Here is a 22,760-nt window from a genome sequence, read left to right as displayed (position 1 = left end):
TCGTCGTCGTGCCGCTTCCCGCAGACCCCAGCCCCACCCTGAAGGACTACGCCCACCCGGAGCGCCTGGTCACCGCCGACTGGCTGTCGGCGCACCTCGGCACGCCCGGGCTGGCCATCGTGGAGTCCGACGAAGACGTGTTGCTCTACGACATCGGCCACATTCCGGGCGCGGTCAAGATCGACTGGCACACCGACCTCAACGATCAGCAGGTGCGCGACTACGTCAGCGGTGCGCAGTTCGCCGAGCTGATGAACCGCAAAGGTATCGCCCGCGACGACACCGTCGTCATCTACGGCGACAAGAGCAACTGGTGGGCCGCCTACGCGCTGTGGGTGTTCACGCTCTTCGGCCATCAGGACGTCCGGCTGCTCAACGGCGGACGGGACCTGTGGATCTCCGACGGCCGCGACACCACCCTCGACGTACCGAGCAAGTCCGGTTCCGGCTACCCGGTGGTCGAACGCAACGACGCCGCGATCCGGGCGTACAAGGACGATGTGCTTGCCTCCCTTGGGCATTCGACGCTGATCGACGTGCGTTCGCCTCAGGAGTACACCGGCGAACGCACCCATATGCCCGACTATCCCGAAGAGGGCGCACTGCGCGGCGGTCACATCCCCACCGCGGTGTCGGTGCCGTGGGCCAAGGCCGCCGACGACAGCGGCCGCTTCCGGAATCGCGCCGAACTCGAGGACGTCTACTCCTTCGTCGAGCCCGGTGACGACATCATCGCGTACTGCCGCATCGGCGAGCGCTCCAGCCACACCTGGTTCGTGCTCACCTACCTGCTGGGCATCCCCGGTGTCCGCAACTACGACGGCTCGTGGACCGAATGGGGCAACACCGTGCGGGTGCCGATCGTGGCCGGCGACAAACCAGGATCCGTGCCGGGATCCGCATCAGCATGAGCATGCCCAGTGCGCTCGCCGAGGTCGTGTCCGACTTCGCCGACGTGCAGGGCCAGGACAAGCTCAAGCTGCTGCTCGAGTTCGCCGACGACCTGCCGGAGCTGCCCGCCGACCTCGAGGAGGCGGCCATGGAACCGGTGCCGGAATGCCAGTCGCCGCTCTTCCTGCATGTCGACGCCTCCGACAGCGACCACGTGCGGCTGTTCTTCAGCGCCCCCGCCGAGGCGCCGACCACCCGGGGCTTCGCCTCGATTCTGGCCGCCGGGCTCGACGGCCAGCCGAAGGCCGACATCCTCGCCGTGCCCGACGACTTCTATTCTGACCTCGGTCTGGCGGCGCTGATCAGTCCGCTTCGGCTGCGCGGCATGTCTGCGATGCTGGCCAGGATCAAACGACGTCTGCGGGACACGACGTAGCGGAGGTCAGCCAGTGCTTCGGCGCAGCAACTCCCATGGCCTCGATCGGTTCATGGCGGGCACCCGGTATGTGGGCTGTCTCGAGGGCGTCGTCGTTCCGCCGCGCGAACTGGTGGCCCAGGCATTGGACACCATCACCCGGGCGGGACCGCACACGCGACTGGGCCTGCGCCCCGATCCCCGGGCCCTGAGGTGGACGTGGGACGCGCAGGCGGCGCCCGCGATTCATGAGCTGCCCGCCGACGTCGCGGATCGCGGGTCGCACGGGGTCCTGGACTACATCAACCAGCGCACCGGCCCCCGGCCGCCGGTGGAGGTCTATCTCTCCGACCGGCACATGGCATTGGACGTCGATCACGGACTCGGCGACGCCCACCTCTACGTCGATTGCATCACAACGATTTTCGACGTGATCCAGGCAAACAGCTCGAGCTGGCTCACCGAGCCGGACACCCCAAACCCGTTGCTGCGCGCCCTGTTTCACACATTCGCCAGCCCAGGCGGTATTCGCGATGCCGTGGCCGAGGCTCGACGTCGTCCCATCACCCGGGCCGCGCCGCCGGCAACCGCGCCCGGGTCGCACTCCCCCGCTGTCGAAGTAATCCACGTCGACCAGACCGTCGAACGCGAAGTGGACGCGTGGCGAGCCGCCGATTCGCCGAGCACCAGCCGGGCGGTCACGTGGCTCGTCATCGTCCACACGGCGCTGATCCAGGCCGGGGTGCCGTTGTCGGACACCGCCCGGCTCATCGTCGACGGACGCCGCTACCTACGCCCGGATGACCGGGTCAACGCGAACTTCATCGCGGGGCTGCGCGTCCACGCGCCCGCAGGCCGAAACGTCCGCGCAATCGACGCCGACGTCCGAGCGGACCTCGAAGCCGGCCTGCCGTTGCTGGCGATGGCCTCCGCATCGGCGCTCGGTCTCACCGCGGCGCTGCGGGCGAACCGGCAGAACTCCGTGCCGTCGAACGCGACGTGCCAGCTGGGTTTCTCAGACCTCGGCCGCCTCGTTCCGTTCGAGAAACTGCCGTGGTCGACGGACCGTCCGCCATCGCTGCACGCCGGGTTGCAGCCGTGGGACCCGTCGGATATTTCGGCCTTCAGTTCCACCATCGGCCGTGAACGCGCGGTCACCCTCTCCTATCACGGCACCGTGCACGACCCTCACGTAGTGCACGAAGCCGCGGAGGCGATCCGCACAGACCCGATCCGATTGCTGGGCGGAAGCTGAACTTACTCATTGGTAGGGGTACCAGCTGATTCGTGCCTAAGCAGCGACGCTTACACTGCCGTGCGAACCTATTTTTAAAGAACGTTCTTAGAGTCACGCAAAGCAGGAGGCGCGGTGCCCAGTCAGACCATCTCCAAAGTCCTCGTCGCCAACCGTGGTGAAATCGCGGTCCGGGTGATCCGGGCGGCGCGGGACGCGGGACTGGCCAGCGTGGCGGTCTACGCCGAGCCCGATGCGGACGCGCCGCACGTCCGGTTGGCTGACGAAGCGTTCGCGCTGGGCGGGCAGACGTCCGCGGAGTCCTACCTGGACTTCGCCAAGATCCTCGACGCCGCGGCCAAGTCCGGCGCCAACGCCATCCACCCCGGCTACGGCTTCCTGAGCGAGAACGCCGACTTCGCCCAGGCCGTCCTCGACGCCGGACTGATCTGGATCGGCCCGAGCCCGCAGTCCATCCGCGACCTCGGTGACAAGGTCACCGCCCGCCACATCGCCGCGCGCGCCCAGGCGCCGCTGGTGCCCGGCACCCCGGACCCGGTCAAGGACGCCGACGAGGTGGTGGCCTTCGCCAAGGAGTACGGCGTGCCGGTGGCGATCAAGGCCGCGTTCGGTGGCGGCGGTCGCGGCATGAAGGTCGCCCGCACCATCGAAGAGATTCCCGAGCTGTTCGAGTCGGCCACCCGCGAGGCGATCGCGGCGTTCGGCCGCGGTGAGTGCTTCGTCGAGCGCTACCTGGACAAGCCGCGCCACGTCGAGGCTCAGGTCATCGCCGACACCCACGGCAATGTCATCGTCGCAGGCACCCGCGACTGCTCGCTGCAGCGCCGGTTCCAGAAGCTCGTCGAGGAGGCCCCCGCACCGTTCCTCACCGACGCGCAGCGCAAGGAGATCCACGAGTCGGCCAAGCGAATCTGCAAGGAGGCCGGCTACTACGGCGCCGGAACCGTGGAGTACCTGGTCGGCCAGGACGGGCTGATCTCCTTCCTCGAGGTCAACACCCGCCTGCAGGTGGAACACCCGGTCACCGAGGAGACCGCGGGCATCGACCTGGTACTGCAGCAGTTCAAGATTGCCAACGGCGAGAAGCTCGACCTCACCGAGGACCCGACTCCCCGCGGCCACGCGATCGAGTTCCGGATCAACGGCGAGGACGCCGGCCGCGGCTTCCTGCCCGCACCCGGCCCGGTCACCCGCTACGACATCCCGACGGGCCCCGGCGTCCGGCTGGATTCCGGTGTCGAGGCCGGTTCGGTGATCGGTGGCCAGTTCGACTCGATGCTGTCCAAGCTCATCGTGTACGGCGCCACCCGCGACGAGGCACTGGCGCGGTCCCGCCGGGCGCTGGACGAATTCCACGTCGAAGGTCTGGCCACGGTCATCCCGTTCCACCGTGCGGTCGTCAGCGACCCGGCGTTCATCGGTGACGGCAACTCGTTCACCGTTCACACCCGCTGGATCGAGACCGAGTGGGACAACACCATCGAGCCGTTCACCGGCGGCGGCCAGGTCGACGAGGAAGAGCCCCAGCAGCGCCAGAAGGTGGTCGTGGAGGTCGGCGGCCGTCGTGTCGAGGTCTCGCTGCCCGGTGACCTTGCGTTGGGCAATGGCGGGGGGCACGCCGAGTCCGGCGCCATCCGCAAGAAGCCGAAGCCGCGCAAGCGGGGCTCGCAGGCCGGTGCCGCCGCCTCGGGTGACGCGGTGACCGCGCCGATGCAGGGCACCGTGGTGAAGGTCGCCGTCGAAGAGGGTCAGACGGTGGCTGCCGGCGATCTCGTCGTGGTGCTCGAGGCCATGAAGATGGAGAACCCGGTGACCGCACACAAGGACGGCGTGATCACCGGCCTGGCCGTCGAGCCGGGTGCAGCGATCACCCAGGGCACCGTGCTGGCGGAGATCAAGTAAACCTGGTCGTTCCCAGTACGGCGCCGTCACCGGTGACCAGGCTGGTGTTGTCGAGCCGGGCGCCGAAGTAGGTCGCGGTCGGATCGACGACGACGGTGCGCTGCTCGCCCCGACGGGCCAGCACGCGCTGGGCGAGCTCGGCGAAGGTGATCATGTCGGGGCCCCCGAGTTCGACGATGCCGACCGGTGAGCCGACTGCGGCCCGCGCCACGTGTGCCGCGACTTCGGCAGCCGCGACCGGCTGGATGAGCGCGTCGGGTACCCGCACCACGTCGCCGTCGGTCAGGCCGGCGACGATCATGTCGGCGAACTCGATGAACTGGGTGGCGCGCACGATCGTGTACGGCAGCCCGGACGCCTCGATCAACGTTTCCTGTGCCACTTTGGCCCGCATGTAACCGCTGTCGGGCAGCCGGGTGACCCCGACGATCGACAGCGCGACATAGTGGGCCACCCCGGCAGCGCGAGCCGCCTTCACGAGGGTGCGGGTGGCGGTGCTGAAGAACTCGAGCACCGGATCGTCCTCGTACGACGGCGAGTTGAGCACATCGACGAGTACGCGCGCGTCGCGCAGTGCGTCGGCGACACCTTCTCCGGTCAACACGTCGACACCCGACTGGCGCGACGCCGCCACCACGTCGTGTCCCTCCCCGACGAGTAGCTCGACGACCTGGCTGCCGATCTGTCCGCTGGCTCCCAATACGGTGATGCGCATCCGTCCAGCATGATGGATCGCATGAACGAAGACGAGGGGGTCCGGATCGGCACCGCCGAACGGGATGAGGCGCAGGCGCTGCTCAGCCGGCAGTTCTCCGAAGGCAGGCTGAACCCCGACGAATTCTCCGAGCGCAGCGCTGCGGTCGCGGCCGCGGTGACCCGCGCCGACCTCGCGCCGATCTTCGCGGACCTGCCTGCCAAGCCCGGCACAGACAGCACACCGGACATCGTTCGCGCCCGCGACTGGCGCGCCATCGTGATGGCGCTCATCCCGCTGGTCGCGTTGGGCTTCACCATCCTGGTGCCGCACGGCTGGCTGGCCTGGTTGGCGCTGCCGGTCCTCGGCATGCTGCTCTACGGTCGCCGCTGACGTGGACCCCGTCGAAATCAACGCCGGCAGTTGGTATTTGCGTGCGCTACGCGCCGACGAACGGATCGACGACCGGCCCGCGCTGGCCGATCTCGGCGAGACCGACCCGGAGTACGTGACCAAGCGCCTCGATCAATGGGCCACCGACACCGGCTACTCATGGGCGGTGTGCGAACCGACGACGGGTGAGCTGCTGGCCGAGGTCACCGTCGATCCGCACACCGCAACCCTGTCGACACGAGCCAGGCCCGGTCATGACGCGGCGGCCTCGGTGGCGGCGACCTCGGTGCGCCGCTTCGCCGCGGGCGCGCTCAATCTGTCGGTGTAGCCGTATCGACGTCGCGTCCGGTGGCCAGATCCGCGCAGTCGACCGCGACCACGTCGGAGCGGGCCGCCAGAAAGCGACGGGCGCCCTCGTCGCCGTGCAGGGTCGCCAGCAGCGCCGGCCAATGGCCGCGGGCGACCGCGACCGGATGACCGGGACGCCCGTCATAGACGGCGCGCGCGATCCCGGACGGCGACGAACGCGCCGCCGCGAGTACTCGACCGACCACGTCGGGGCCGATATCGGGGGTGTCGACGGTGAGGATCACCGCGTAGCCGGCATGCGAAATAGCCGCCAGTCCTGTTTGCAGGGAAACTCCCATCCCCTGCTGCCAGTCGTCGGCCACCACCGCGCGGGCCGGTGCCGGGACGTCGACGATCGCCGCGCCCAGCACCACCACCACGTCACGGCAGCCGCCGCCCGCCAGAGCCGCTACCGCCGAGCGCAACCACGCACCTTGGGCGGCAAGCACTTTCGGCATGCCGTAGCGAGTGCCCGCGCCGGCGGCCAGCAGCACACCGGCGGGCTCACCGAACGTCGACATGTGACCAGTGTGAACCGGTCGGGTTCGCGGCCGCTTTCCGGCCCCGTTTCGCAACCGGGTCAGCACCTTTCAGCAAACTTGCACCCCGATGGCCGGCCGTCGCGGCACGGACACGAGGCACTGTCGTCGGCCGCCGACCCCGGCCCCACCGATGCGCGGACCGGACACAAGAATCAGCGGGATTTCAATGGAATCAAGGCAATTCGTGACAATTTTGACAGATCGACGGACGGCGTGTCGGCTCCGCGCGCTGTCCAGCGGCGCCGGCACGGCAAAAAGGCATCCACCAATTCTGAGGATTATTAGAACCCGCCGCTATTGCTGTCCACCGGTCGGACAAGTGGCGTACAGTTCGTCTCAGGTTGAGTTCACAGCCGCCCGGAAATACGTCAAAGACGTGCGAGGCGCGCGAGCTCCCGCACTATACGGGCCTACCCACTCTGGCGTGATCCACAGTACGAATACTCGTTCACTGATGGAGTCACTATGTCTGTCATCCGTACAGCACATCCCGAGCGCTCGGCTGTGTCGCATTCTGTCGATTGCCACACCGCTCGGTTCACCACTATTTGGCCCGACGACACCGTCGGGATCATCACCGTCCAGGGCGAGCTCGACGCGAGCAACGCGATCGCATTCGCCGACCATGTCGACGAGTGCGCCGGCACCGGCAGCCATCTGGTCTTGGACCTCAGCCCGCTGGCGTTCTTCGGAACCGCCGGATTCTCGGCGCTCCACACCATCAACGTCCGCTGCGCCAATGCCTCGGCCCGATGGGCGATGGTGGCCGGCGACGCGGTGGCCCGGCTCTTGCGGGTCTGCGATCCCGACCACACACTGCCTGTCGTCGATTCGGTGCGGGAAGCCGTCGAACTGCTCGACGGCGAACCCCGCCGCCTACTGCAGCTGGTCCCGGAGCCGAGTTAGCGACTTCGCCAGCAGGCGCGACACGTGCATCTGTGAGATGCCGACGCGCTCGGCGATCTGCGTCTGGGTCAGCGACTCGAAGAAGCGCAACAGCAAAACGGTGCGTTCCCGCTCTGGCAGCGCCGCCAGCAGCGGGCGCAACGCCTCGCGGTTCTCGATCTGATCCAGGCTCAGGTCAACGTCGCCCAGGGTGTCCATGATCGCCGGGGCGTCTTCGTCGCTGCCGCTTCCGCCGCTGTCGATCGACAGCGTGTTGTAGGAACTACCCGCGACCAGACCCTCGATGACCTCTTCGCGCTCCATGCCGAGTTCGACGGCGAGCTCGGAGGCGGTCGGCGCGCGCCCCAACCGCTGGGACAGCTCCGAGGTCGCCGCACCCAGCCGCAGGTGCAGTTCCTTGAGCCGGCGGGGCACCTTGACCGACCAGCTGTTGTCGCGGAAGTGCCGGCGGACCTCGCCCATGATCGTGGGGACCGCGAACGAGACGAAGTCCGAGCCGGTCTCCACGTCGTAGCGGATCACCGCATTGACCAGACCTACGCGGGCTACCTGCACCAGGTCGTCGCGAGGTTCACCGCGGCCGTCGAATCGGCGGGCGATGTGGTCGGCCAGCGGAAGGCACCGTTCGACGATGCGGTCGCGCTGTCGCTGAAATTGCGGGGAGTCGGTGTCGAGCTTGGCCAGCTCCCGGAACATGTCCGGGACGTCGGCGTACTCCGAGTTCGTCCGTTTGGGCGAACCATCCGTGGCTCGGGGAGTCACCGCCCGGAGCCCGCCCGCCTCGTGGTCAGGGTGATGCCGAAGACCTGCCCGTCGCTACTGGACTCGTGACCGTTGTGGAATGTCTGCACATCGTCGGTCAACGAGCTCAGCACGTGCCAGCTGAAGCTCCCAGGGGTGACGACGTCGTAGGTGTCGCAGGTCGTCGACGCTTCGACCACCACCACGTCATCGTGTGCGTCGACGACGACCACCAGCGTGGCCTCCGGCGACGCCGAACGGATCAGGCGGGTGCACGCCTCGTCGACGGCCAGTCGCAAGTCCGCGACGGCATCGAAATCCAGGTCTTCGAACGTGCCGACCGCGCCGACCACGGTGCGCAGTACGGCCAAGTTCTCCAACCTGGCAGCAACCCTCAATTCGACGGCGCTATCACCTCGTTGGTGCGCGCCGCCTTGGCTTTCGCCGTCCGTCATCTGGCCTCCTGGCAATGTCGACCCGACACTACTCCAGTCCACAGGCGTGCTAACCACGGTCGTGTGGTGACCGGGTTGGCCGGGTAACCGGTGCGCATGAGGCCGGAAGCGTGCGCAGCACAACCCAGGAAGTCGTCGTCATGGTGGCACCCTCGTACCCACCCGACCCCAGGGTTCAAACCTGCTTGCCGCAAATTCTTGTTCGGCGATCGATGAGACTTCGGCGCAGCTCGGTGAACGGACCGGGCCTCCGTCGTGTCCGCCGGGGCAAGGGCTTCTCCTATTACACCGCTGACGGTGAGTTACTGACCGACGAGAAGACCGTGCAGCGGATCAAAGAGTTGGTGATTCCACCGGCGTGGCGCAAGGTGTGGATCTCGCCACATGCCAATGGGCACATCCAGGCCGTCGGCACCGATGCGGCCGGGCGGCGGCAATACCTCTATCACCAGAAGTGGCAGGAGGAACGCAGCGAGGAGAAGTTCGACCGGGTGCTGCAGATGTCCTCCGGACTGCCCGAGTTGCGCTCGCGCATCGCCGAGGATCTGCACGGTCACGGCCTGACCAGGGACCGCGTGCTGGCCCTGGCGCTGCACCTGCTCGATCGCGGCTATTTCCGCGCCGGCGGCGAGGCATACGCCGAGGAGAACAACTCCTACGGCATCGCGACGCTGCTGTGTGAGCACGTGACGGTTTCCGGCGGCGCCGTGGTATTCGACTACCCGGCCAAGAGCGGGGTTCAGCGGAACTGGACCATCGAGGATCCCGACGTGGTGGAAGTGGTGCGAGAGCTGCGCCGCTGCAGTCCGAGCGGACGCCTTCTCGTCTGCCAGACCGACTCCGGCTGGGTCGACATCCACTCCGAGGACCTCAACGCCCAATTCAAGGAACACCTCGGCGCGGACTACAGCGTCAAGGATTTACGGACCTGGCACGGGACCGTGCTCGCCGCAACCGCTTTCGTCGACGCCGACCCGCCGGTCAACAAGACCGTGCGCAAACGGGTGGAGGCCGCCGTGATGCGCGAGGTGTCCGAAGAACTCGGCAACACCCCCGCCGTCGCCCGCAGCTCCTACGTCGACCCCCGGGTGGTGACCGCCTACGCCAACGGAACGACCATCGCCAGCGCCGCGCGGCGGGCCCGCAAGGAGAAGAACGAGACCCGGGCGCAGGCCATCGTCGAGAAGGCGACCGCGTCGATGATCCGGAAGGTGGCCAAAAGCCGCTCCTAGAACCCGCCGCGGCGAGCGATCACCTCGACAGATCGCGGGTGGCCGGCCCCTCCAAGACGGCGCCATCGGGCGCGAATCGCGAGCCGTGCAACGGACAGTCCCACGACTTCTCGGCGTCGTTCCACTCCAGCACGCCACCGAGGTGCGTGCACACCGGCGAGACGCACCGGTCGACCCCGTCGACGACGCTGCGCGCCACCATGTGCCACGGCGGTCCACTGACCGAACCGGCGCCCTCGCGAAGCTGTCCTGTGCGGTGGGCGACCGGCGTCACCCAGCCCGCGGCCAAGTGCCAACCCACCTCCATGTTGATTTTCAGGGCGGTCGTGAGACCGGTCAGTTCGTGCGGACTCCAGCTGGCGAAGGCCGACGCCCAACGGGCCTGCTCACCGCCGAGGAGGCGCTTTGCCAGCAACAGCGCGGCGGCTACGCCATTGGTCATTCCCCACTTGGCGAAGCCGGTAGCCACCAGGAACTGATCGGAGCCTGGAAGCAACCGCCCGACATAGGGAAGCTCGTCGACAGGCACGTAGTCCTGTGCGGACCAGTAGTGGGTGGGCTGCGCACCCGGAAAGTGCCGCTTGGTCCAGCCGACGAGCTCGTCGTACGAGGTGCGCTCGCTGTCCTTGCGCCCGACCGTGTGCCCGCCGCCGCCGACGATCAATTTCTCCCCGCCGCCGGTCGGTGCGTAACGCACCGAGCGCGTCGGCTGGTCGACCGAGAGCATCATCGGCCGCGGCAGCGACCCGGGTACGTCGAAGGCCACGCAATAGGAACGGCTCGGGTGCAGCCTGGCGAAGAAGCCGCCACGGTCCAGGATGGGTGTCCCGGTCGCCAGGATGCAGTGATCGGCCTGCGCGACCTGCTCGCGCCCGTCGGCGTCGCGCAGCTTCAGGCTGACCCGGCCGCCGGCAGTGGATGCCGCATGGACGCGCTGACCGGCCATCAGTCGCCCTCCGCGCTCATGCAATTCGTTGATCAGCGCGCCGAGAAAGGGCATCGGGTCGAACTGGATCTGCTCGGCCAATCGCACGCCGCCGCGAAACTCGAACGGTACGTCCAACCGCTCGACCCAGTTCACGCCGAGACCGGCCGCCTGCGCTGCTTCCAGTTCGGCGCGGGCAGTCGACAGGCCGCGTTCGCTTTGCGCATAGCTGTAGGCGTCCTCGTACTGCAGATCGATCTCGCGGTCCCTGCAGTAGTGCTCCAGCCAGGCCTGGCCTTCGCGATTACCCTCCACGTACTGGCGAACCAGGTCGACCGAGTGCTTCTTGGAGATCGTCGACAGCCGACTACCTTGCAGCAGACTGACTTTCGCGGTGGTATTGCCGGTGGTGACCGCGCCGGGCGTGCGAGCCTCGACGACGAGGACCCGCTTGCCTGCGCGGGCCAGCAGCACGGCAGTGACGAGTCCGGTGATGCCTGCGCCGACAACGATCACCTCCGCATTCGGAGCCTCTCTTGTTGCGCTGCCGTCAATTTCGGGTTGGCGCACGTCGGCGCCGTCGAGCCACAACGAAGTCATGGCAAGCCGATACCCGCCCTCGGCTCACCGAAACGGCGGTGGCACAAAGGGGTAACACCAAGGGGTAAGTTGAGTGAAATGATCGAGCACGACCCGATACCCGACGATGTGCCCGTCCCCGACGCCGTCGAGCAAAACCGCCTGGTGACGGAGTCCGGCGATCCCGACAGTGTCGATCCCGACGAGTGGGTGCCGATCGACGACGGCTCCGCACCGCTGGAGAGCAACGAATTGGATTGGCAGGAACAACGCCAGGTCATCGAGACTCCCGACCAGGACGAGTTCCGCTAGTCAGGCGAATGTTTGGCCCCGCGCGGGCTCTGGGTACAAGTTTCACCGGGGGAACAGCAACCTCAGCAAAGGGGGTAGGAGATGTCGAGCGCCTCTGCGGCGAGATCGGATGTCGACGACATCCGATTTTTTCGGCCAAGCCGGTCCTGCGCCTACGAAGGCTGGACCGTCGCTGAGCTCAAGAAAAGGGCCAAGCAACTTGGGATCTCAGGCTATTCCGGCCTGAGCAAGGAAAAACTGATCTCACTGATCCGTAGTTATTGACACCGAAGGGAATTCCATGTCGGACGACCACAACAGCGGACCGGAAGAGGCCATCAAGGGCGTCGTCGAGGACGTCAAGGGTAAGGCCAAGGAAGCCATCGGCACCGTGGCCGGTCGCAATGATCTGGTCAACGAGGGCAAGGCTCAGCAGGACAAGGCCGACGCCCAGCGCGACGCCGCGCAGAAGGAGGCCGAGGCCGAAGCCGCACGCGCGGGCGCCAAGGCCGCCGAAGAGCGCCAGAAGGCCAACCAGTAGTACCCGATTTCAACAACGGCCCAGCCAAGCGGCTGGGCCGTTGTCGTTGGCGCGCTGGGCCATTGGGGGCTCAGTGGCCGGACAGTTCCCAGACGCTCGCCGACATCCGGTCTGTCATTGTGGTTACCGTCACCTGGCCGCCGTCGTCACCCTGGCAGGCCATCGCCTGCACGATCGCGTTGTTGCGCAGCCGCGCCTCGGCGAAACAGGTCCAATCGAACGGAATGCCGATCTGTTGCTTGTTCCATCGCACGGTGTCGGCGTTGATCTCGGGGACGGCGAACTTCCATGCCGCATCTCCGCCGGTGCTCAGCGCACGTTGCCCGTCGCAGGCTTTCGCGTTCTTGGTGCCGGTGGCGAACTGGGCCGCCGCGCCGGCCGCATCGGGATAGATCGCGACGGCCTCGGCCACGACATGGTCGTGCTTGTCGCCGTCGGTGAAGAGCATGACGTGCATGCCCAGCGATTTGTCGCCGAGGAATGCGGCCATCCCGGCGGCGTCCAGGGCCGAGCACGCGGGCACGGCCGAGGAGCCGGGGATCGGCCGGGTCTGGTCGGCGTCGGTCTGCAGTTTGACGCCGACGATGTCGTGCAGCTGGGCGGCGCCGATCAGCACCTGCTCGGTGTCATCGGCGCGCAACGGCGTGATCCCCTGGGCGGGGTTGGACACCGCGCTGCCTGCGACGGTGTGCGCACACCCGGTCAGCACCACCGCCGCCGCACCGAGAATCGCAGGCAGCCGCATCCGAAGAATGCTAGACCGCCGCGGGCAATACCTCTCTCAAGGTGGCCAATGCACGGTCGATCTCAGCGCGCGACACAGTCAGCGCGGGCCGGAACCGCACACTGTCGGCACCGCTGCCGAGCATGATCACACCGCGGTCCCACAGCGCCCCCAGCACCGCGTCGCGGGCCTGGCCGCTCGGCAGACGCAACGCGCACATCAGGCCCCGGCCGCGCACATCCCGGATGACGCCGGGCCACGCACAAGCGAGGTCCTCGAGCCCGGCAAGCAGATAGGCGCCCACGTCGGCGGCCCGCTGGAACAGCCCCTCGGCTTCGGCGACCTCGAGGATCCGCCGCGAGCGGACCATGTCGACGAGGTTGCCGCCCCACGTCGAGTTGATCCGCGAGCTGACCGCGAAGACGTTGTCGGCGACCTCGTCGACGCGCCGGCCGGCCATGATGCCGCACACCTGGGTCTTCTTGCCGAAGGCGACGATATCGGGGGCGAAGTCGAGCTGTTGGTAGGCCCAGGCCGTGCCGGTGATCCCACACCCGGTCTGCACCTCGTCGGCAATCATCAGCGCGTCGTAGGAATCGCACAGCCGGCGCATCGCGGCGAAGAACTGCGGACGGAAATGCCGATCACCGCCCTCGCCCTGGATGGGTTCGGCGATGAAGCAGGCGATGTCGTGCGGATGCGCTTCGAATGCCGCGCGGGCCTGTCGGATCGATTCGGCTTCCAGCGCGTCCATATCGGCTCCGGGGCGCAGATAGGGCGCATCGATCCGCGGCCAGTCGAACTTCGGGAAGCGCGCCACCTTGATCGGATCGGTGTTCGTCAACGACAACGTGTATCCGCTGCGCCCGTGAAAAGCGCCGCGCAGGTGCAACACTCGGGTTCCGAGGTTGGGGTCGATCCCCCGCGCCTCGTTGTGGCGACTCTTCCAGTCGAAGGCGACTTTCAGCGCGTTCTCCACGGCGAGGGCACCGCCGTCGACGAAGAACAGATGCGGCAGCGCGGGATCGCCCAGCACCCGGCGGAATGTGTCGACGAACCGCGCCATCGGGACGGTGTAGACGTCGGAGTTGGATGGTTTGTTGATCGCGGCTTGGGCCAGTTCCGCGCGGAACGCCGCGTCGTCGGCCAGTGCGGGATGGTTCATGCCCAACGCCGACGAGGCGAAGAACGTGAACATGTCGAGGTACCTCGTGCCGTCGCGGGCATCGACCAGCCAGGAGCCGGCAGACCGGTCCAGGTCGAGAACGAGGTCCATACCGTCGGCGAGGATGCTGCGGGCCAGAACCGTGCGGACATTTCCCGGTTCGACGATGCCAAGGGCGGCACGCGACAAGAGTTCCGTCATGCCGCGAGCCTACAGCATATTTTACGTTGAACTGTGATCAGAGCGGATTTATTCCGGTAGATACGTGCGATCGCTGTAAAATGTGTTTAGAATGACGGTGCTTCTAGTGCGCACGTTGGCGGCGGTGCGGATCTGTTGCAGCAGACCCTCCAGCGCTCGCGGCGACGGGACGCGCACGAACAGCACATAGCTCTCCTCGCCGGCCACCGAATAGCACGCCTCGATTTCGGCGATGTGTTCCAGCCGCGCGGGGGCATCATCAGGTTGGGACGGATCGAGAGGGGTGATCGCCACGAACGCCGACAGCATGTGCCCGAAGGCCTCGGGGTTCACCCGGGCGCTGTACCCGGTCACCACGCGACGGGTCTCCAGCCGACGCACCCGCGACTGCACCGCCGACACCGACAGTCCCGTGGCGGCGGCCAGTTCGGCCAACGTCGCCCTGCCGTCGGCGACGAGTTCACGCACGAGCGTGCGATCAACCTCGTCGAGACCGTGCGTCGCGTCCGCGCTCTCCGCCATGGGCGCACACTATCTCAGCGGTGGTGTCTGGTGAGTCATGTCGAAATCTGGCAGTTGCGAGCGCGCTTCGCCGCCGCGCTGTCCGCGATGTATGGCGCCGAGGTGCCTGCCTACACGACCCTCGTCGAAGTCAGCGAGGCCGTCAATCGCGACTACGTGGCCCGTCATCCGCACGCCGAGCGGCTCGGATCGATCGATCGGGTCACCACAGAGCGCCACGGCGCCATCCGCGTCGGGACCCCCGCGGAATTGACCGATGTGGCAGACCTTTTCGGCGCCTTCGGCATGTATCCGGTCGGTTACTACGACCTGCGCGAGGCTGCCTCACCGGTTCCGGTGGTGTCCACGGCGTTTCGCCCGATAGACGCTGTCGAGCTGGCGCACAACCCGTTTCGGGTGTTCACCTCGATGCTGGCGACCCGCGACGGCAGGTTCTTCGACAACGACCTGCGCCGGCGGGTCGACGAATTCCTGGACAGACGCTCCCTGTTCGATCCACAGCTGATCGCGGACGCCCGCCAGATCGCGTCTGCCGGGGGCTGTGCTGCCGCTGCGGCTGAGGATTTCGTGGCTCGGGCGGTGGCCGCGTTCGCACTGTCCCGCGAGCCGGTCGACCGGACCTGGTATGCCGAATTGACCGCCGTCTCGGCCGTCGCCGCCGATATCGCCGGGGTGCCCACCACCCACATCAATCACTTGACGCCGCGCGTGCTCGACATCGACGACCTGTACCGGCGGATGAGTGAGCGCGGGATCGCGATGATCGACGCCATTCAGGGCCCACCCCCGGCTGAAGGCCTCGCTGTCTTGTTGCGCCAGACCTCGTTTCGCGCCCTCGCCGAGCCGCGCCGCTTCCGCGAACCCGACGGCAGCGTCACCGACGGCACGCTGCGGGTGCGCTTCGGTGAGGTCGAAGCCCGCGGTGTCGCGCTGACCCGCAAGGGCCGCGAACGCTATGACGCCGCGATGGCGCACGCGGATCCCGCGTCGATATGGGCCGACTACTTTCCCGATTCCGACGACGAAATGGCCTCCCAGGGCCTGGCGTACTACCACCGCGGCGACAGCACGTCGCCCGTGGTCTACGAGGACTTCCTGCCGGCCTCGGCCGCCGGGATCTTCCGGTCCAATCTCGACGCCGACACCGAAGCCGCCGCCGTCGTGGACGAATCCGGTTACGGCATCGAGCGGATGGCCGGCATCATCGGCCGCCCTATTCACGACCCTTACGACCTCTACGACGCGACCGCCCAGGAGGCCCCCGCATGAGCACCACGATCACCACCGCTTCGCTACCCACTGCCGCGGATCTGCGCGCCGCCGTCCGCACAGCGTTCGACGCAATCGGGGCCCAGGTTGATCTCGCCGAGCCGGGTGGACAGGGGCTGCCGGCCAGCACGCCGGTGACCGGTGCCATCCTGTTCACCGTCGACGCGGCCACACCCGAACAGACGCAAACCGCCATTGCCTTAGCCGCCCAGGCGTTTTCGTCGTGGCGCACCACACCCGCCCCGGTCCGGGGCCGGCTCGTGGCACGGCTGGGTGAGCTACTGCGTGAGCACAAGGCCGACTTGGCCACCCTGGTCACCGTCGAGGCGGGCAAGATCACCTCAGAGGCCCTCGGCGAGGTCCAGGAGATGATCGACATCTGCGATTTCGCCGTCGGGCTCTCCCGCCAGCTGTACGGGCGAACGATCGCCTCCGAACGCCCGGGGCACCGGCTGATGGAGAACTGGCACCCGCTCGGGGTGGTCGGGGTGGTGACCGCATTCAACTTTCCGGTCGCGGTGTGGGCGTGGAACACCGCGGTGGCGCTGGTGTGCGGAGACACGGTGGTCTGGAAGCCCTCGGAGCTCACGCCGTTGACGGCGATGGCGTGCCAGGCTCTCATCGAGCGGGCCGCTGCCGACGTGGGCGCGCCGGCCGCGGTGAGCCGGCTGGTACTGGGCGGCCGCGAGGTCGGCGAAGCCCTGGTCGACGATCCCCGGGTGGCGCTGATATCGGCGACCGGCTCGGTGCGGATGGGCCGCCAGGTCGGCCCGCGAGTGGCACAACGCTTCGGTCGGGTGCTGCTGGAACTCGGCGGCAACAACGCAGCCGTCGTAACCCCTTCCGCCGACCTGGATTTGGCGGTGCGAGGCATCGTCTTCTCCGCGGCCGGCACGGCGGGGCAGCGCTGCACCACGCTGCGGCGGCTGATCGCGCACAGCTCGGTGGCCGACGCCCTCGTCGAACGGATCGCCGCCGCCTACCGCAGCCTCCCGATCGGTGATCCGGCGGCCGAGGGAACGCTCGTCGGGCCGCTGATCCATGAGACCGCCTACCGCGACATGGTGGGAGCCCTGGAACAGGCACGCGCCGACGGCGGACAGGTCATCGGCGGCGAGCGCGTTCAGGTCGGCGGCGACGAGGCGACGGAGGCCTTCTACGTCACGCCCGCCGTGGTGCGCATGCCCGCCCAGACCGAGGTCGTACACCACGAGACGTTCGCGCCGATCCTCTACGTGCTGACCTACGACAGGCTCGAGGACGCGATCGAGCTCAACAACGCTGTCCCACAGGGTCTCTCATCGGCGATTTTCACCACCGATGTCCGGGAGGCCGAGCGCTTCCTGGCCGCCGACGGCTCGGACTGCGGTATCGCCAACGTGAACATCGGCACCTCGGGCGCCGAGATCGGCGGGGCGTTCGGCGGCGAGAAGGAGACCGGCGGTGGTCGGGAATCGGGATCGGACTCGTGGAAGGCCTACATGCGCCGGGCCACCAACACCGTCAACTACTCCTCGGAGCTTCCGCTGGCCCAGGGCGTGCACTTCGGCTAACTGCCCAGCAGGGAAAGCAGCTCGCTGCGGCCGATCTGATTGACCAGCGTGGCGGCGTCGAAGTAGATCCGCTCGTTGGTGATGCGGTCGCCATCGAAGGAGAACACCGCGATGACGGGCACCCGGAATGCCTTGCCCGTCGGGGGCAGCCCATAGAACTCGCCGAGATTGGTTCCCAGTAGGTCGAACTCGACGATCACCGCATCGTCGGTGACGTGAAAGCTGGCGTTCTCGTGGCGCTGGTCGGGGAATGCGGTACGGGTCGTGCGGTAGTACGTCATCACTTCGTCGTCGCCGTCGAAGACCTGTTTGGTCGGGACGATCTCGTAGCGCGGGTGTCCGTTGAAGGTCGCCAGGGTGCGGTCGAACTCCTTGGTGACCTCGGTGTCCATGTGTTCTCTGATCACGTCGAGCCGGCGCTGACGCATGTCGTCGCTGATCATCGGACTCCTTGATTGGTCAGAAGTTGTTGTACATGTGCCAACTAGTATGTGCCCATGCCGGAAACACCCGCCCGCCGCCGCCTGTCTCCGCAAGACCGGCGCAGCGAGCTTCTCGCATTGGGCGCCGAGGTGTTCGGGCAGCGCCCGTACGACGAGGTCCGCATCGACGAGATCGCGGAGCGCGCCGGGGTCTCGCGGGCACTGATGTACCACTACTTCCCTGACAAGCGGGCATTCTTCGCTGCCGTGGTGCGCGCCGAGACCGAGCGGCTGTTCGAGGCCACCAACACCCCGGCGGCTGCAGGTCAGACCCTGTTCAATCGGCTGCGCTCCGGCGTGGTGGCCTACATCCGCTACGACGAAGAGCACCCGCACGGTGCGTGGGCGGCGTACATCGGGATGGGGCGCACCGACCCGGTCCTGCGCGGCATCGACGACACCGACAACGAACGCCAGATGCAACGGATCATGGCCGCGATCACCGACGTGGTGCGGGGCGAGTTGGACTCCAAGGTCGAGCGTGACCTGCGGGCCATCGTCTACGCCTGGCTGGCCTTCACCTTCGAACTGTGCCGCCAGCGCGTCCTCGACCCGTCGATCGACGCCGAGCATCTCGCCGATTCCGGCGCTCACGCCCTGCTCGATGCCATCGTGCGGGTGCCCGGCATCCCGACGGTTCTGGCCGAGGCGGCCGGCCGCCGCTGACTCACCGGACGGTGGCGAAGAAGGCCTTCACGTCGTCGACGAACAGCTCGGGCTGCTCGAACGCTCCGAAGTGACCGCCACGCGGCATGTCCGTCCAGCGGGTGACGTTGTAGCTGTTCTCGCACCAGCTGCGCGGCGGGCGCATGATCTCCTTCGGGAACCGTGCGATCCCGGTGGGCACCTCGACCCTGCCCTGGGCGCCGAAGAACCGGAAGCTCTCCCAGTACAGGCGGGCTGAGGACGTCGCCGCGTTGTTCACCCAGTACAGCATCACGTTGTCGAGGAGCTCGTCGCGGGTGAGCGCGTTCTCGGGGTGCCCGTCGCAGTCGGTCCACGCCCAGAACTTCTCGACGATCCAGGCCAGCTGTCCGACCGGGGAGTCGGCCAACCCGTAGCCGAGTGTCTGCGGGCGAGTCGACTGCTGCTTGGAGTAGCCCGAATCCCATTTGGCGTAGAACTCGCCCGCGGCGAGCGCGTCCTTTTCCTCCTGCGTGGGATTGTCCAGCGGGCCGCTCGGGAAGGCCACCGGCATGTTCGTGTGGATGGCGATGCATCCGCCAATGTCGCCGGCCGACCGGCTCCGGTCGCCCCCGTTGCGGCCGATCTGCGTGGTCACCGCCGCACCCCAGTCACCGCCCTGGGCGCCGTAGTGCTGATAGCCGAGCTTGGCCATCAACATGTCCCACGCTTGCGCGATCCTCTCGATCCCCCAGCCTGTCGACGTCGGCTTGGCCGAGAATCCATAGCCGGGCAGCGACGGGCACACCACGTGGAAGTCTTCGGTCAGCGGTTCGATCACCTTGGTGAATTCGACCACCGAGCCGGGCCAACCGTGCGTGATGACCAGCGGCAGGGCGTCCGGATTCGACGACCGGTGATGAATGAAATGGATGTCCAGGCCGTCGATCTCGGTGACGTACTGGTCGAACCGATTGAGCGCCGCCTCACGGTGGCGCCAGTCGTATTCGTCGGCCCAGTACGCCGCCAGCTCCCGGGTGTAGGTCAGCGGGATGCCCTGACTCCAGTCCGCCACGCATTCCTGGTCGGGCCATCGAGTGCGCGTGAGCCGATCTCGCAGGTCGGCGAGGGTCTCGTCGGGCACCGCGATTCGAAAGGGACGGATATCGGTCACTGTCGCTGCCTCTGTCTGAAGTTGGCGCAATACTAGCCAGTCGGGGCATGCGCAGGTCTAGTGTCTGCGCTCATGCGGCTGGTAGTCGATCTCAACAAGTGCCAGGGCTATGCGCAGTGTGTGCCACTGGCGCCGGACGTTCTCGAGCTGGTCGGCGAAGAGGCCCTGGCTTACGACCCCAATCCGGATGATTCGCAACGCCAGCAGGTGTTGCGGGCGGCGGCATCCTGCCCGGTTCAGGCGATCATCGTCGAGGTGGATCCGCCTGCGGATCGCGAGACGCCATGATCGGTACGTACAACTTGGACGAGGTGGTCGCGAAGTTCCGGGCCGAGGGCCGCATTGCCATCGTGGGCGCCTCACTTGCGGGGTTGCGCGCCGCGGAGGCGTTGCGGGAGAGGGGGTTCAACGGCTCGTTGACCATCGTCGGTGACGAACCGCACGAGCCCTACGACCGTCCGCCGCTGTCGAAGCAGGTTCTCAAGGGCTGGGTACCGGCCGACCACACCAAGCTGCCACGGCTACGGCGTGTCGATGCCGACTGGAAGCTGGGGGTCGCGGCAGTCGGTTTGGACCGACCCAACCACGTGGTCAAGCTCGCCAACGGCGAGGACGTCGGGTACGACCGGCTGCTGATCGCGACCGGCACTCGGGCTCGCCCCTGGCCCAACCCCGCCGAGGGCGCGCTCCAAGGTGTCTTCACGGTACGCACCGTCGAAGACGCCGCCGGCCTGGCCGCCGCATTGAAAGCGCGCCCCAAGCGGGTCCTGGTTGTGGGCTCGGGCTTCGTCGGTTCCGAAATCGCCTCTGTGTGCCGCGATCTCGATCTGCCCGTCACGGTCGCGGAACGAGGCAAGGGCCCGCTGCGCGGCGCACTGGGCGGAGTGATCAGCGACATCGCCGCAGGCATGATGCGCGATGCCGGGGTCGATCTGCGCACCGGCGTTGCGGTGGAAGGTCTGTCCGGCGACAGTGCCGGGCATGTCCGCCGGGCACATCTGTCCGATGGCACGGCTCTCGACGTCGACGTGGTGGTGGCCTCGCTCGGCTCGATTCGCAACGTGGAGTGGCTCGACGATGCGGGTCTGGCGGCCGGCCAGTGGGGCGTGGCGTGCGATGCCGGCTGCCGGGCATTCGACATCAACGGGGTCGTGACCGATCACATCTTCGTGGCCGGCGACGTCGCCCGCGCGCCACACGTGCTTTACGGGTACGAGTTTCTGTCCCAAGAGCATTGGGACAACGCAGTTTTCGGCGCCGAGGTGGCGGCCAACAACATGATTCACCTGGAAGTGGGCCGTCGTCCCCACCTGCCGCTGCCGTCCTTCTGGTCGGGGCAATTCGGGGTGAACATCAAAAGCGTCGGGGTTTGCTCGTTCGGCGACGAGATCGTGTTCACGCAGGGTTCGCCGGCGGAGCGCCGGTTCGCCGCCGCATACGGCAAGCGCGGCCGAATCGTCGGCGCGGTCACCTTCAACCACGGAAAATGGTTGCCGTACTACGCCTCGCTGATCGAGAAGTCGGCGCCATTTCCCCCGCCGCCGCCGGGCTTCGACCGGCCCGAAGACGCCGAACCGATGCCGGCCCGCTTCCCCGATCCACGTGAGCCCGCGGGTAATCCCGATGTGGTGCTGACCGGACACGATCCCACCGACCGCAGCGCCCAGTTCCGCCCGCGCGCTTAAGGAGACCGCCATGGATGCCGCAACCGCCTGGGCCGAGGCGATGAAGTTCGAGAACCGCGCAAACCCGTACCCCTTCTTCGACGAATTGCGCACGACGCCCGTTGCCAAGGTGTCGGAGAAGACCTACGTGGTGACGGGTTACCCCGAAGCCGTTGCGCTCGCCCATGATCCGCGGGTCAGCTCAGATATCAGCCGCAGTCCGTCCGGCCTATTCGGCGAGAAGCAGGCCCACCTCGAGCCCGAAGAAGCCGCTCAGGCACGCGATTCGAGCATGTTGGTCTCCGACCCACCCGACCACGACAGGATGCGCAGGCAGTTCATGCGCCATTTCGGGCCGCCACACACGCCCGACCTGATTCCCGGCATGGCGACGATGATCGCCGATCTGGCCAACGAACTGCTTGACAAGGTCAAGGCACGTGGGGGCACCCGGATGGACGTCGTCGACGACTTCTCCTACCCGATCCCGGTGTCGGTGATCTTTCGGGTGCTGGGCGTGCCGATGGCCGACGAGCCCAAGTTCCACGGATGGGTCACCGACTTCATGCAAGGCGCCGATGTGGGACCGGAGCGCGACACCGACGAGGGCCGTGCCGCGACGGCGAAAGCCGCCTCGAGCATGGTCGAGTTGAGCTCGTACGTCCACGATCTGGTCGAGAGCCTCAGCCGCGAACCTGCGCCCGGCTTGCTGTCGGCGGCATTGCACGACGACGGACCGGACGGTCCGGTGTCGAAAGCCGAGGCAGAATCCAACGCACAGTTACTCCTGGTGGCGGGCCACGACTCCACGGTCAACACCATCAGCAACTGCGTGATGACACTGCTGCGCAATCAAGGCTCCTGGGAACTGGTGCGCAACAATCCCGAGCTCATTCCGGGCACTGTCGAGGAGGTGCAACGCCTTCAAGGCGCTGTGCAGTTCTTCCCGAGCCGTTGGGCCACCGCGGACATCGAGATCGGCGGAACCCGCATCCCCGCGGGGTCAGCGGTGTTCCTGGTCTGGGCTGCAGCCAATCGCGACCCCCGCCGTTTCGACAGTCCCGATCGGTTCGATCCGACGCGAAAGGACAACGAGCACCTCGGCTTTGGCAGTGGTATCCACACCTGTTTCGGCGGGCCGCTGGCCCGGCTGGAGATCAACGCCACGCCTTGTCGTCGACCCTCCGCCATATCGGCGAAACCAGGTGTTCCGCGGACCCCGACATCTTTGGGTGGATTTCTCGTCAATTGACGATTGCCGCTATTAGGCTT

Annotated in this window: 27 protein-coding genes; 17 read left to right on the top strand and 10 right to left on the bottom strand. The window is 67.2% G+C overall.

What is annotated here, in order from left to right:
• Nucleotides 1-8 precede the first annotated feature (8 nt).
• The 4 genes from AB431_RS07695 (at nucleotide 9) to AB431_RS07680 (ending at nucleotide 4,463) form a co-directional block, all read left to right on the top strand.
• Nucleotides 9-911, top strand: coding sequence for a sulfurtransferase (locus AB431_RS07695; RefSeq protein ID WP_047329438.1), 903 nt, complete (start codon nucleotides 9-11; stop codon nucleotides 909-911).
• On the top strand, nucleotides 908-1,327 hold the full coding sequence (locus AB431_RS07690) for a SufE family protein (protein ID WP_047329437.1): 420 nt from the start codon (nucleotides 908-910) through the stop codon (nucleotides 1,325-1,327). The genes AB431_RS07695 and AB431_RS07690 overlap by 4 nt, the downstream gene beginning before the upstream one ends.
• A gap of 52 nt (nucleotides 1,328-1,379) precedes the next feature.
• The gene (locus AB431_RS07685; RefSeq protein ID WP_047329436.1) at nucleotides 1,380-2,561 is read left to right on the top strand and encodes a hypothetical protein; all 1,182 of its coding nucleotides are present in this window, start codon (nucleotides 1,380-1,382) and stop codon (nucleotides 2,559-2,561) included.
• A 114-nt stretch (nucleotides 2,562-2,675) separates the two neighbouring features.
• Nucleotides 2,676-4,463, top strand: a complete 1,788-nt coding sequence (locus tag AB431_RS07680) for an acetyl/propionyl/methylcrotonyl-CoA carboxylase subunit alpha (RefSeq protein WP_047329435.1) — start codon at nucleotides 2,676-2,678, stop codon at nucleotides 4,461-4,463.
• On the opposite strand, the gene AB431_RS07675 is transcribed toward AB431_RS07680, so the two are convergent.
• Nucleotides 4,456-5,178, bottom strand: coding sequence for an SDR family oxidoreductase (locus AB431_RS07675; RefSeq protein WP_047329434.1), 723 nt, complete (start codon nucleotides 5,176-5,178; stop codon nucleotides 4,456-4,458). The two genes, AB431_RS07680 and AB431_RS07675, sit on opposite strands and share 8 nt — an antisense overlap.
• Before the next feature lie 21 nt (nucleotides 5,179-5,199).
• On the opposite strand from AB431_RS07675, the gene AB431_RS07670 reads away from it, so the two are divergent.
• Together AB431_RS07670 and AB431_RS07665 are read left to right on the top strand one after the other, a co-directional pair.
• A complete protein-coding gene (locus tag AB431_RS07670) occupies nucleotides 5,200-5,550 on the top strand; it encodes a DUF1707 domain-containing protein (protein WP_047333186.1) in 351 nt (116 codons plus the stop codon).
• Nucleotide 5,551: 1 nt separating this feature from the next.
• Entirely contained in the window at nucleotides 5,552-5,878 is a 327-nt protein-coding gene (locus AB431_RS07665; protein ID WP_047329433.1) for a hypothetical protein, read from the top strand.
• On the opposite strand, the gene AB431_RS07660 is transcribed toward AB431_RS07665, so the two are convergent.
• Complete coding sequence (locus tag AB431_RS07660; RefSeq protein WP_047329432.1) at nucleotides 5,862-6,419, bottom strand: NTP transferase domain-containing protein; 558 nt, start codon at nucleotides 6,417-6,419, stop codon at nucleotides 5,862-5,864. The two genes, AB431_RS07665 and AB431_RS07660, sit on opposite strands and share 17 nt — an antisense overlap.
• A 486-nt stretch (nucleotides 6,420-6,905) precedes the next feature.
• Here AB431_RS07660 and AB431_RS07650 point away from each other — a divergent pair, with 486 nt between their 5' ends.
• On the top strand, nucleotides 6,906-7,346 hold the full coding sequence (locus AB431_RS07650) for an STAS domain-containing protein (protein ID WP_047329430.1): 441 nt from the start codon (nucleotides 6,906-6,908) through the stop codon (nucleotides 7,344-7,346).
• On the opposite strand, the gene AB431_RS07645 is transcribed toward AB431_RS07650, so the two are convergent.
• Nucleotides 7,317-8,108 carry an RNA polymerase sigma factor SigF gene (locus AB431_RS07645; protein ID WP_047329429.1) on the bottom strand — a complete coding sequence of 264 codons (792 nt, stop codon included), beginning with the start codon at nucleotides 8,106-8,108 and terminating at the stop codon, nucleotides 7,317-7,319. The two genes, AB431_RS07650 and AB431_RS07645, sit on opposite strands and share 30 nt — an antisense overlap.
• The gene (locus AB431_RS07640; protein ID WP_047329428.1) at nucleotides 8,105-8,542 is read right to left on the bottom strand and encodes an ATP-binding protein; all 438 of its coding nucleotides are present in this window, start codon (nucleotides 8,540-8,542) and stop codon (nucleotides 8,105-8,107) included. The genes AB431_RS07645 and AB431_RS07640 overlap by 4 nt, the downstream gene beginning before the upstream one ends.
• A 212-nt stretch (nucleotides 8,543-8,754) precedes the next feature.
• Here AB431_RS07640 and AB431_RS07635 point away from each other — a divergent pair, with 212 nt between their 5' ends.
• On the top strand, nucleotides 8,755-9,774 hold the full coding sequence (locus AB431_RS07635; RefSeq protein ID WP_047329427.1) for a DNA topoisomerase IB: 1,020 nt from the start codon (nucleotides 8,755-8,757) through the stop codon (nucleotides 9,772-9,774).
• Nucleotides 9,775-9,793: 19 nt separating this feature from the next.
• Here AB431_RS07635 and AB431_RS07630 read toward each other — a convergent pair whose 3' ends face one another.
• Nucleotides 9,794-11,299, bottom strand: a complete 1,506-nt coding sequence (locus AB431_RS07630; protein ID WP_047329426.1) for an FAD-dependent oxidoreductase — start codon at nucleotides 11,297-11,299, stop codon at nucleotides 9,794-9,796.
• A gap of 78 nt (nucleotides 11,300-11,377) precedes the next feature.
• Between AB431_RS07630 and AB431_RS07625 the strand changes: the two genes are divergently transcribed.
• The 3 genes from AB431_RS07625 (at nucleotide 11,378) to AB431_RS07615 (ending at nucleotide 12,110) form a co-directional block, all read left to right on the top strand.
• Nucleotides 11,378-11,590: a hypothetical protein gene (locus AB431_RS07625; protein WP_047329425.1), complete on the top strand. Its 213-nt coding sequence runs from the start codon at nucleotides 11,378-11,380 to the stop codon at nucleotides 11,588-11,590.
• 81 nt (nucleotides 11,591-11,671) lie between these two features.
• Nucleotides 11,672-11,854, top strand: coding sequence for a Rho termination factor N-terminal domain-containing protein (locus AB431_RS31525; RefSeq protein ID WP_109751034.1), 183 nt, complete (start codon nucleotides 11,672-11,674; stop codon nucleotides 11,852-11,854).
• A 16-nt stretch (nucleotides 11,855-11,870) separates the two neighbouring features.
• Complete coding sequence (locus tag AB431_RS07615; protein WP_047329424.1) at nucleotides 11,871-12,110, top strand: CsbD family protein; 240 nt, start codon at nucleotides 11,871-11,873, stop codon at nucleotides 12,108-12,110.
• 70 nt (nucleotides 12,111-12,180) lie between these two features.
• Here AB431_RS07615 and AB431_RS07610 read toward each other — a convergent pair whose 3' ends face one another.
• From AB431_RS07610 to AB431_RS07600, 3 genes are read right to left on the bottom strand one after another with little or no spacing between them, the layout of a single operon-like run.
• Entirely contained in the window at nucleotides 12,181-12,855 is a 675-nt protein-coding gene (locus AB431_RS07610; RefSeq protein WP_047329423.1) for a sensor domain-containing protein, read from the bottom strand.
• 10 nt (nucleotides 12,856-12,865) lie between these two features.
• Nucleotides 12,866-14,200: an L-lysine 6-transaminase gene (lat, locus tag AB431_RS07605; RefSeq protein ID WP_047329422.1), complete on the bottom strand. Its 1,335-nt coding sequence runs from the start codon at nucleotides 14,198-14,200 to the stop codon at nucleotides 12,866-12,868.
• Nucleotides 14,201-14,248: 48 nt separating this feature from the next.
• Nucleotides 14,249-14,722, bottom strand: a complete 474-nt coding sequence (locus AB431_RS07600; protein WP_047329421.1) for an Lrp/AsnC family transcriptional regulator — start codon at nucleotides 14,720-14,722, stop codon at nucleotides 14,249-14,251.
• A 30-nt stretch (nucleotides 14,723-14,752) separates the two neighbouring features.
• On the opposite strand from AB431_RS07600, the gene AB431_RS07595 reads away from it, so the two are divergent.
• Nucleotides 14,753-15,991, top strand: a complete 1,239-nt coding sequence (locus AB431_RS07595) for a VOC family protein (RefSeq protein ID WP_047329420.1) — start codon at nucleotides 14,753-14,755, stop codon at nucleotides 15,989-15,991.
• Entirely contained in the window at nucleotides 15,988-17,544 is a 1,557-nt protein-coding gene (locus tag AB431_RS07590) for an aldehyde dehydrogenase family protein (RefSeq protein WP_047329419.1), read from the top strand. The genes AB431_RS07595 and AB431_RS07590 overlap by 4 nt, the downstream gene beginning before the upstream one ends.
• On the opposite strand, the gene AB431_RS07585 is transcribed toward AB431_RS07590, so the two are convergent.
• Complete coding sequence (locus AB431_RS07585; RefSeq protein ID WP_047329418.1) at nucleotides 17,541-17,987, bottom strand: ester cyclase; 447 nt, start codon at nucleotides 17,985-17,987, stop codon at nucleotides 17,541-17,543. The two genes, AB431_RS07590 and AB431_RS07585, sit on opposite strands and share 4 nt — an antisense overlap.
• A gap of 54 nt (nucleotides 17,988-18,041) precedes the next feature.
• On the opposite strand from AB431_RS07585, the gene AB431_RS07580 reads away from it, so the two are divergent.
• Nucleotides 18,042-18,692, top strand: coding sequence for a TetR/AcrR family transcriptional regulator (locus AB431_RS07580; protein WP_047329417.1), 651 nt, complete (start codon nucleotides 18,042-18,044; stop codon nucleotides 18,690-18,692).
• A 1-nt stretch (nucleotide 18,693) separates the two neighbouring features.
• On the opposite strand, the gene AB431_RS07575 is transcribed toward AB431_RS07580, so the two are convergent.
• Nucleotides 18,694-19,815, bottom strand: a complete 1,122-nt coding sequence (locus tag AB431_RS07575; protein ID WP_047333185.1) for an epoxide hydrolase family protein — start codon at nucleotides 19,813-19,815, stop codon at nucleotides 18,694-18,696.
• Nucleotides 19,816-19,896: 81 nt separating this feature from the next.
• Here AB431_RS07575 and AB431_RS07570 point away from each other — a divergent pair, with 81 nt between their 5' ends.
• Genes AB431_RS07570 through AB431_RS07560 form a run of 3 tightly spaced genes read left to right on the top strand, consistent with a single transcriptional unit; the run spans nucleotide 19,897 to nucleotide 22,740 of the window.
• Nucleotides 19,897-20,112: a ferredoxin gene (locus tag AB431_RS07570; RefSeq protein ID WP_047333184.1), complete on the top strand. Its 216-nt coding sequence runs from the start codon at nucleotides 19,897-19,899 to the stop codon at nucleotides 20,110-20,112.
• Entirely contained in the window at nucleotides 20,109-21,509 is a 1,401-nt protein-coding gene (locus AB431_RS07565) for an NAD(P)/FAD-dependent oxidoreductase (RefSeq protein WP_047329416.1), read from the top strand. Before AB431_RS07570 ends, AB431_RS07565 begins: the two co-directional genes overlap by 4 nt.
• Nucleotides 21,510-21,519: 10 nt before the next feature.
• Nucleotides 21,520-22,740, top strand: coding sequence for a cytochrome P450 (locus tag AB431_RS07560; protein WP_235435848.1), 1,221 nt, complete (start codon nucleotides 21,520-21,522; stop codon nucleotides 22,738-22,740).
• Nucleotides 22,741-22,760 lie beyond the last annotated feature (20 nt).

This window comes from Mycobacterium sp. EPa45 (genome assembly GCF_001021385.1).
GTDB lineage: Bacteria > Actinomycetota > Actinomycetes > Mycobacteriales > Mycobacteriaceae > Mycobacterium.
The sequence above is the reverse complement of the archived record's forward strand: the minus strand, read 5'-3'. Positions and strand labels throughout refer to the sequence as shown.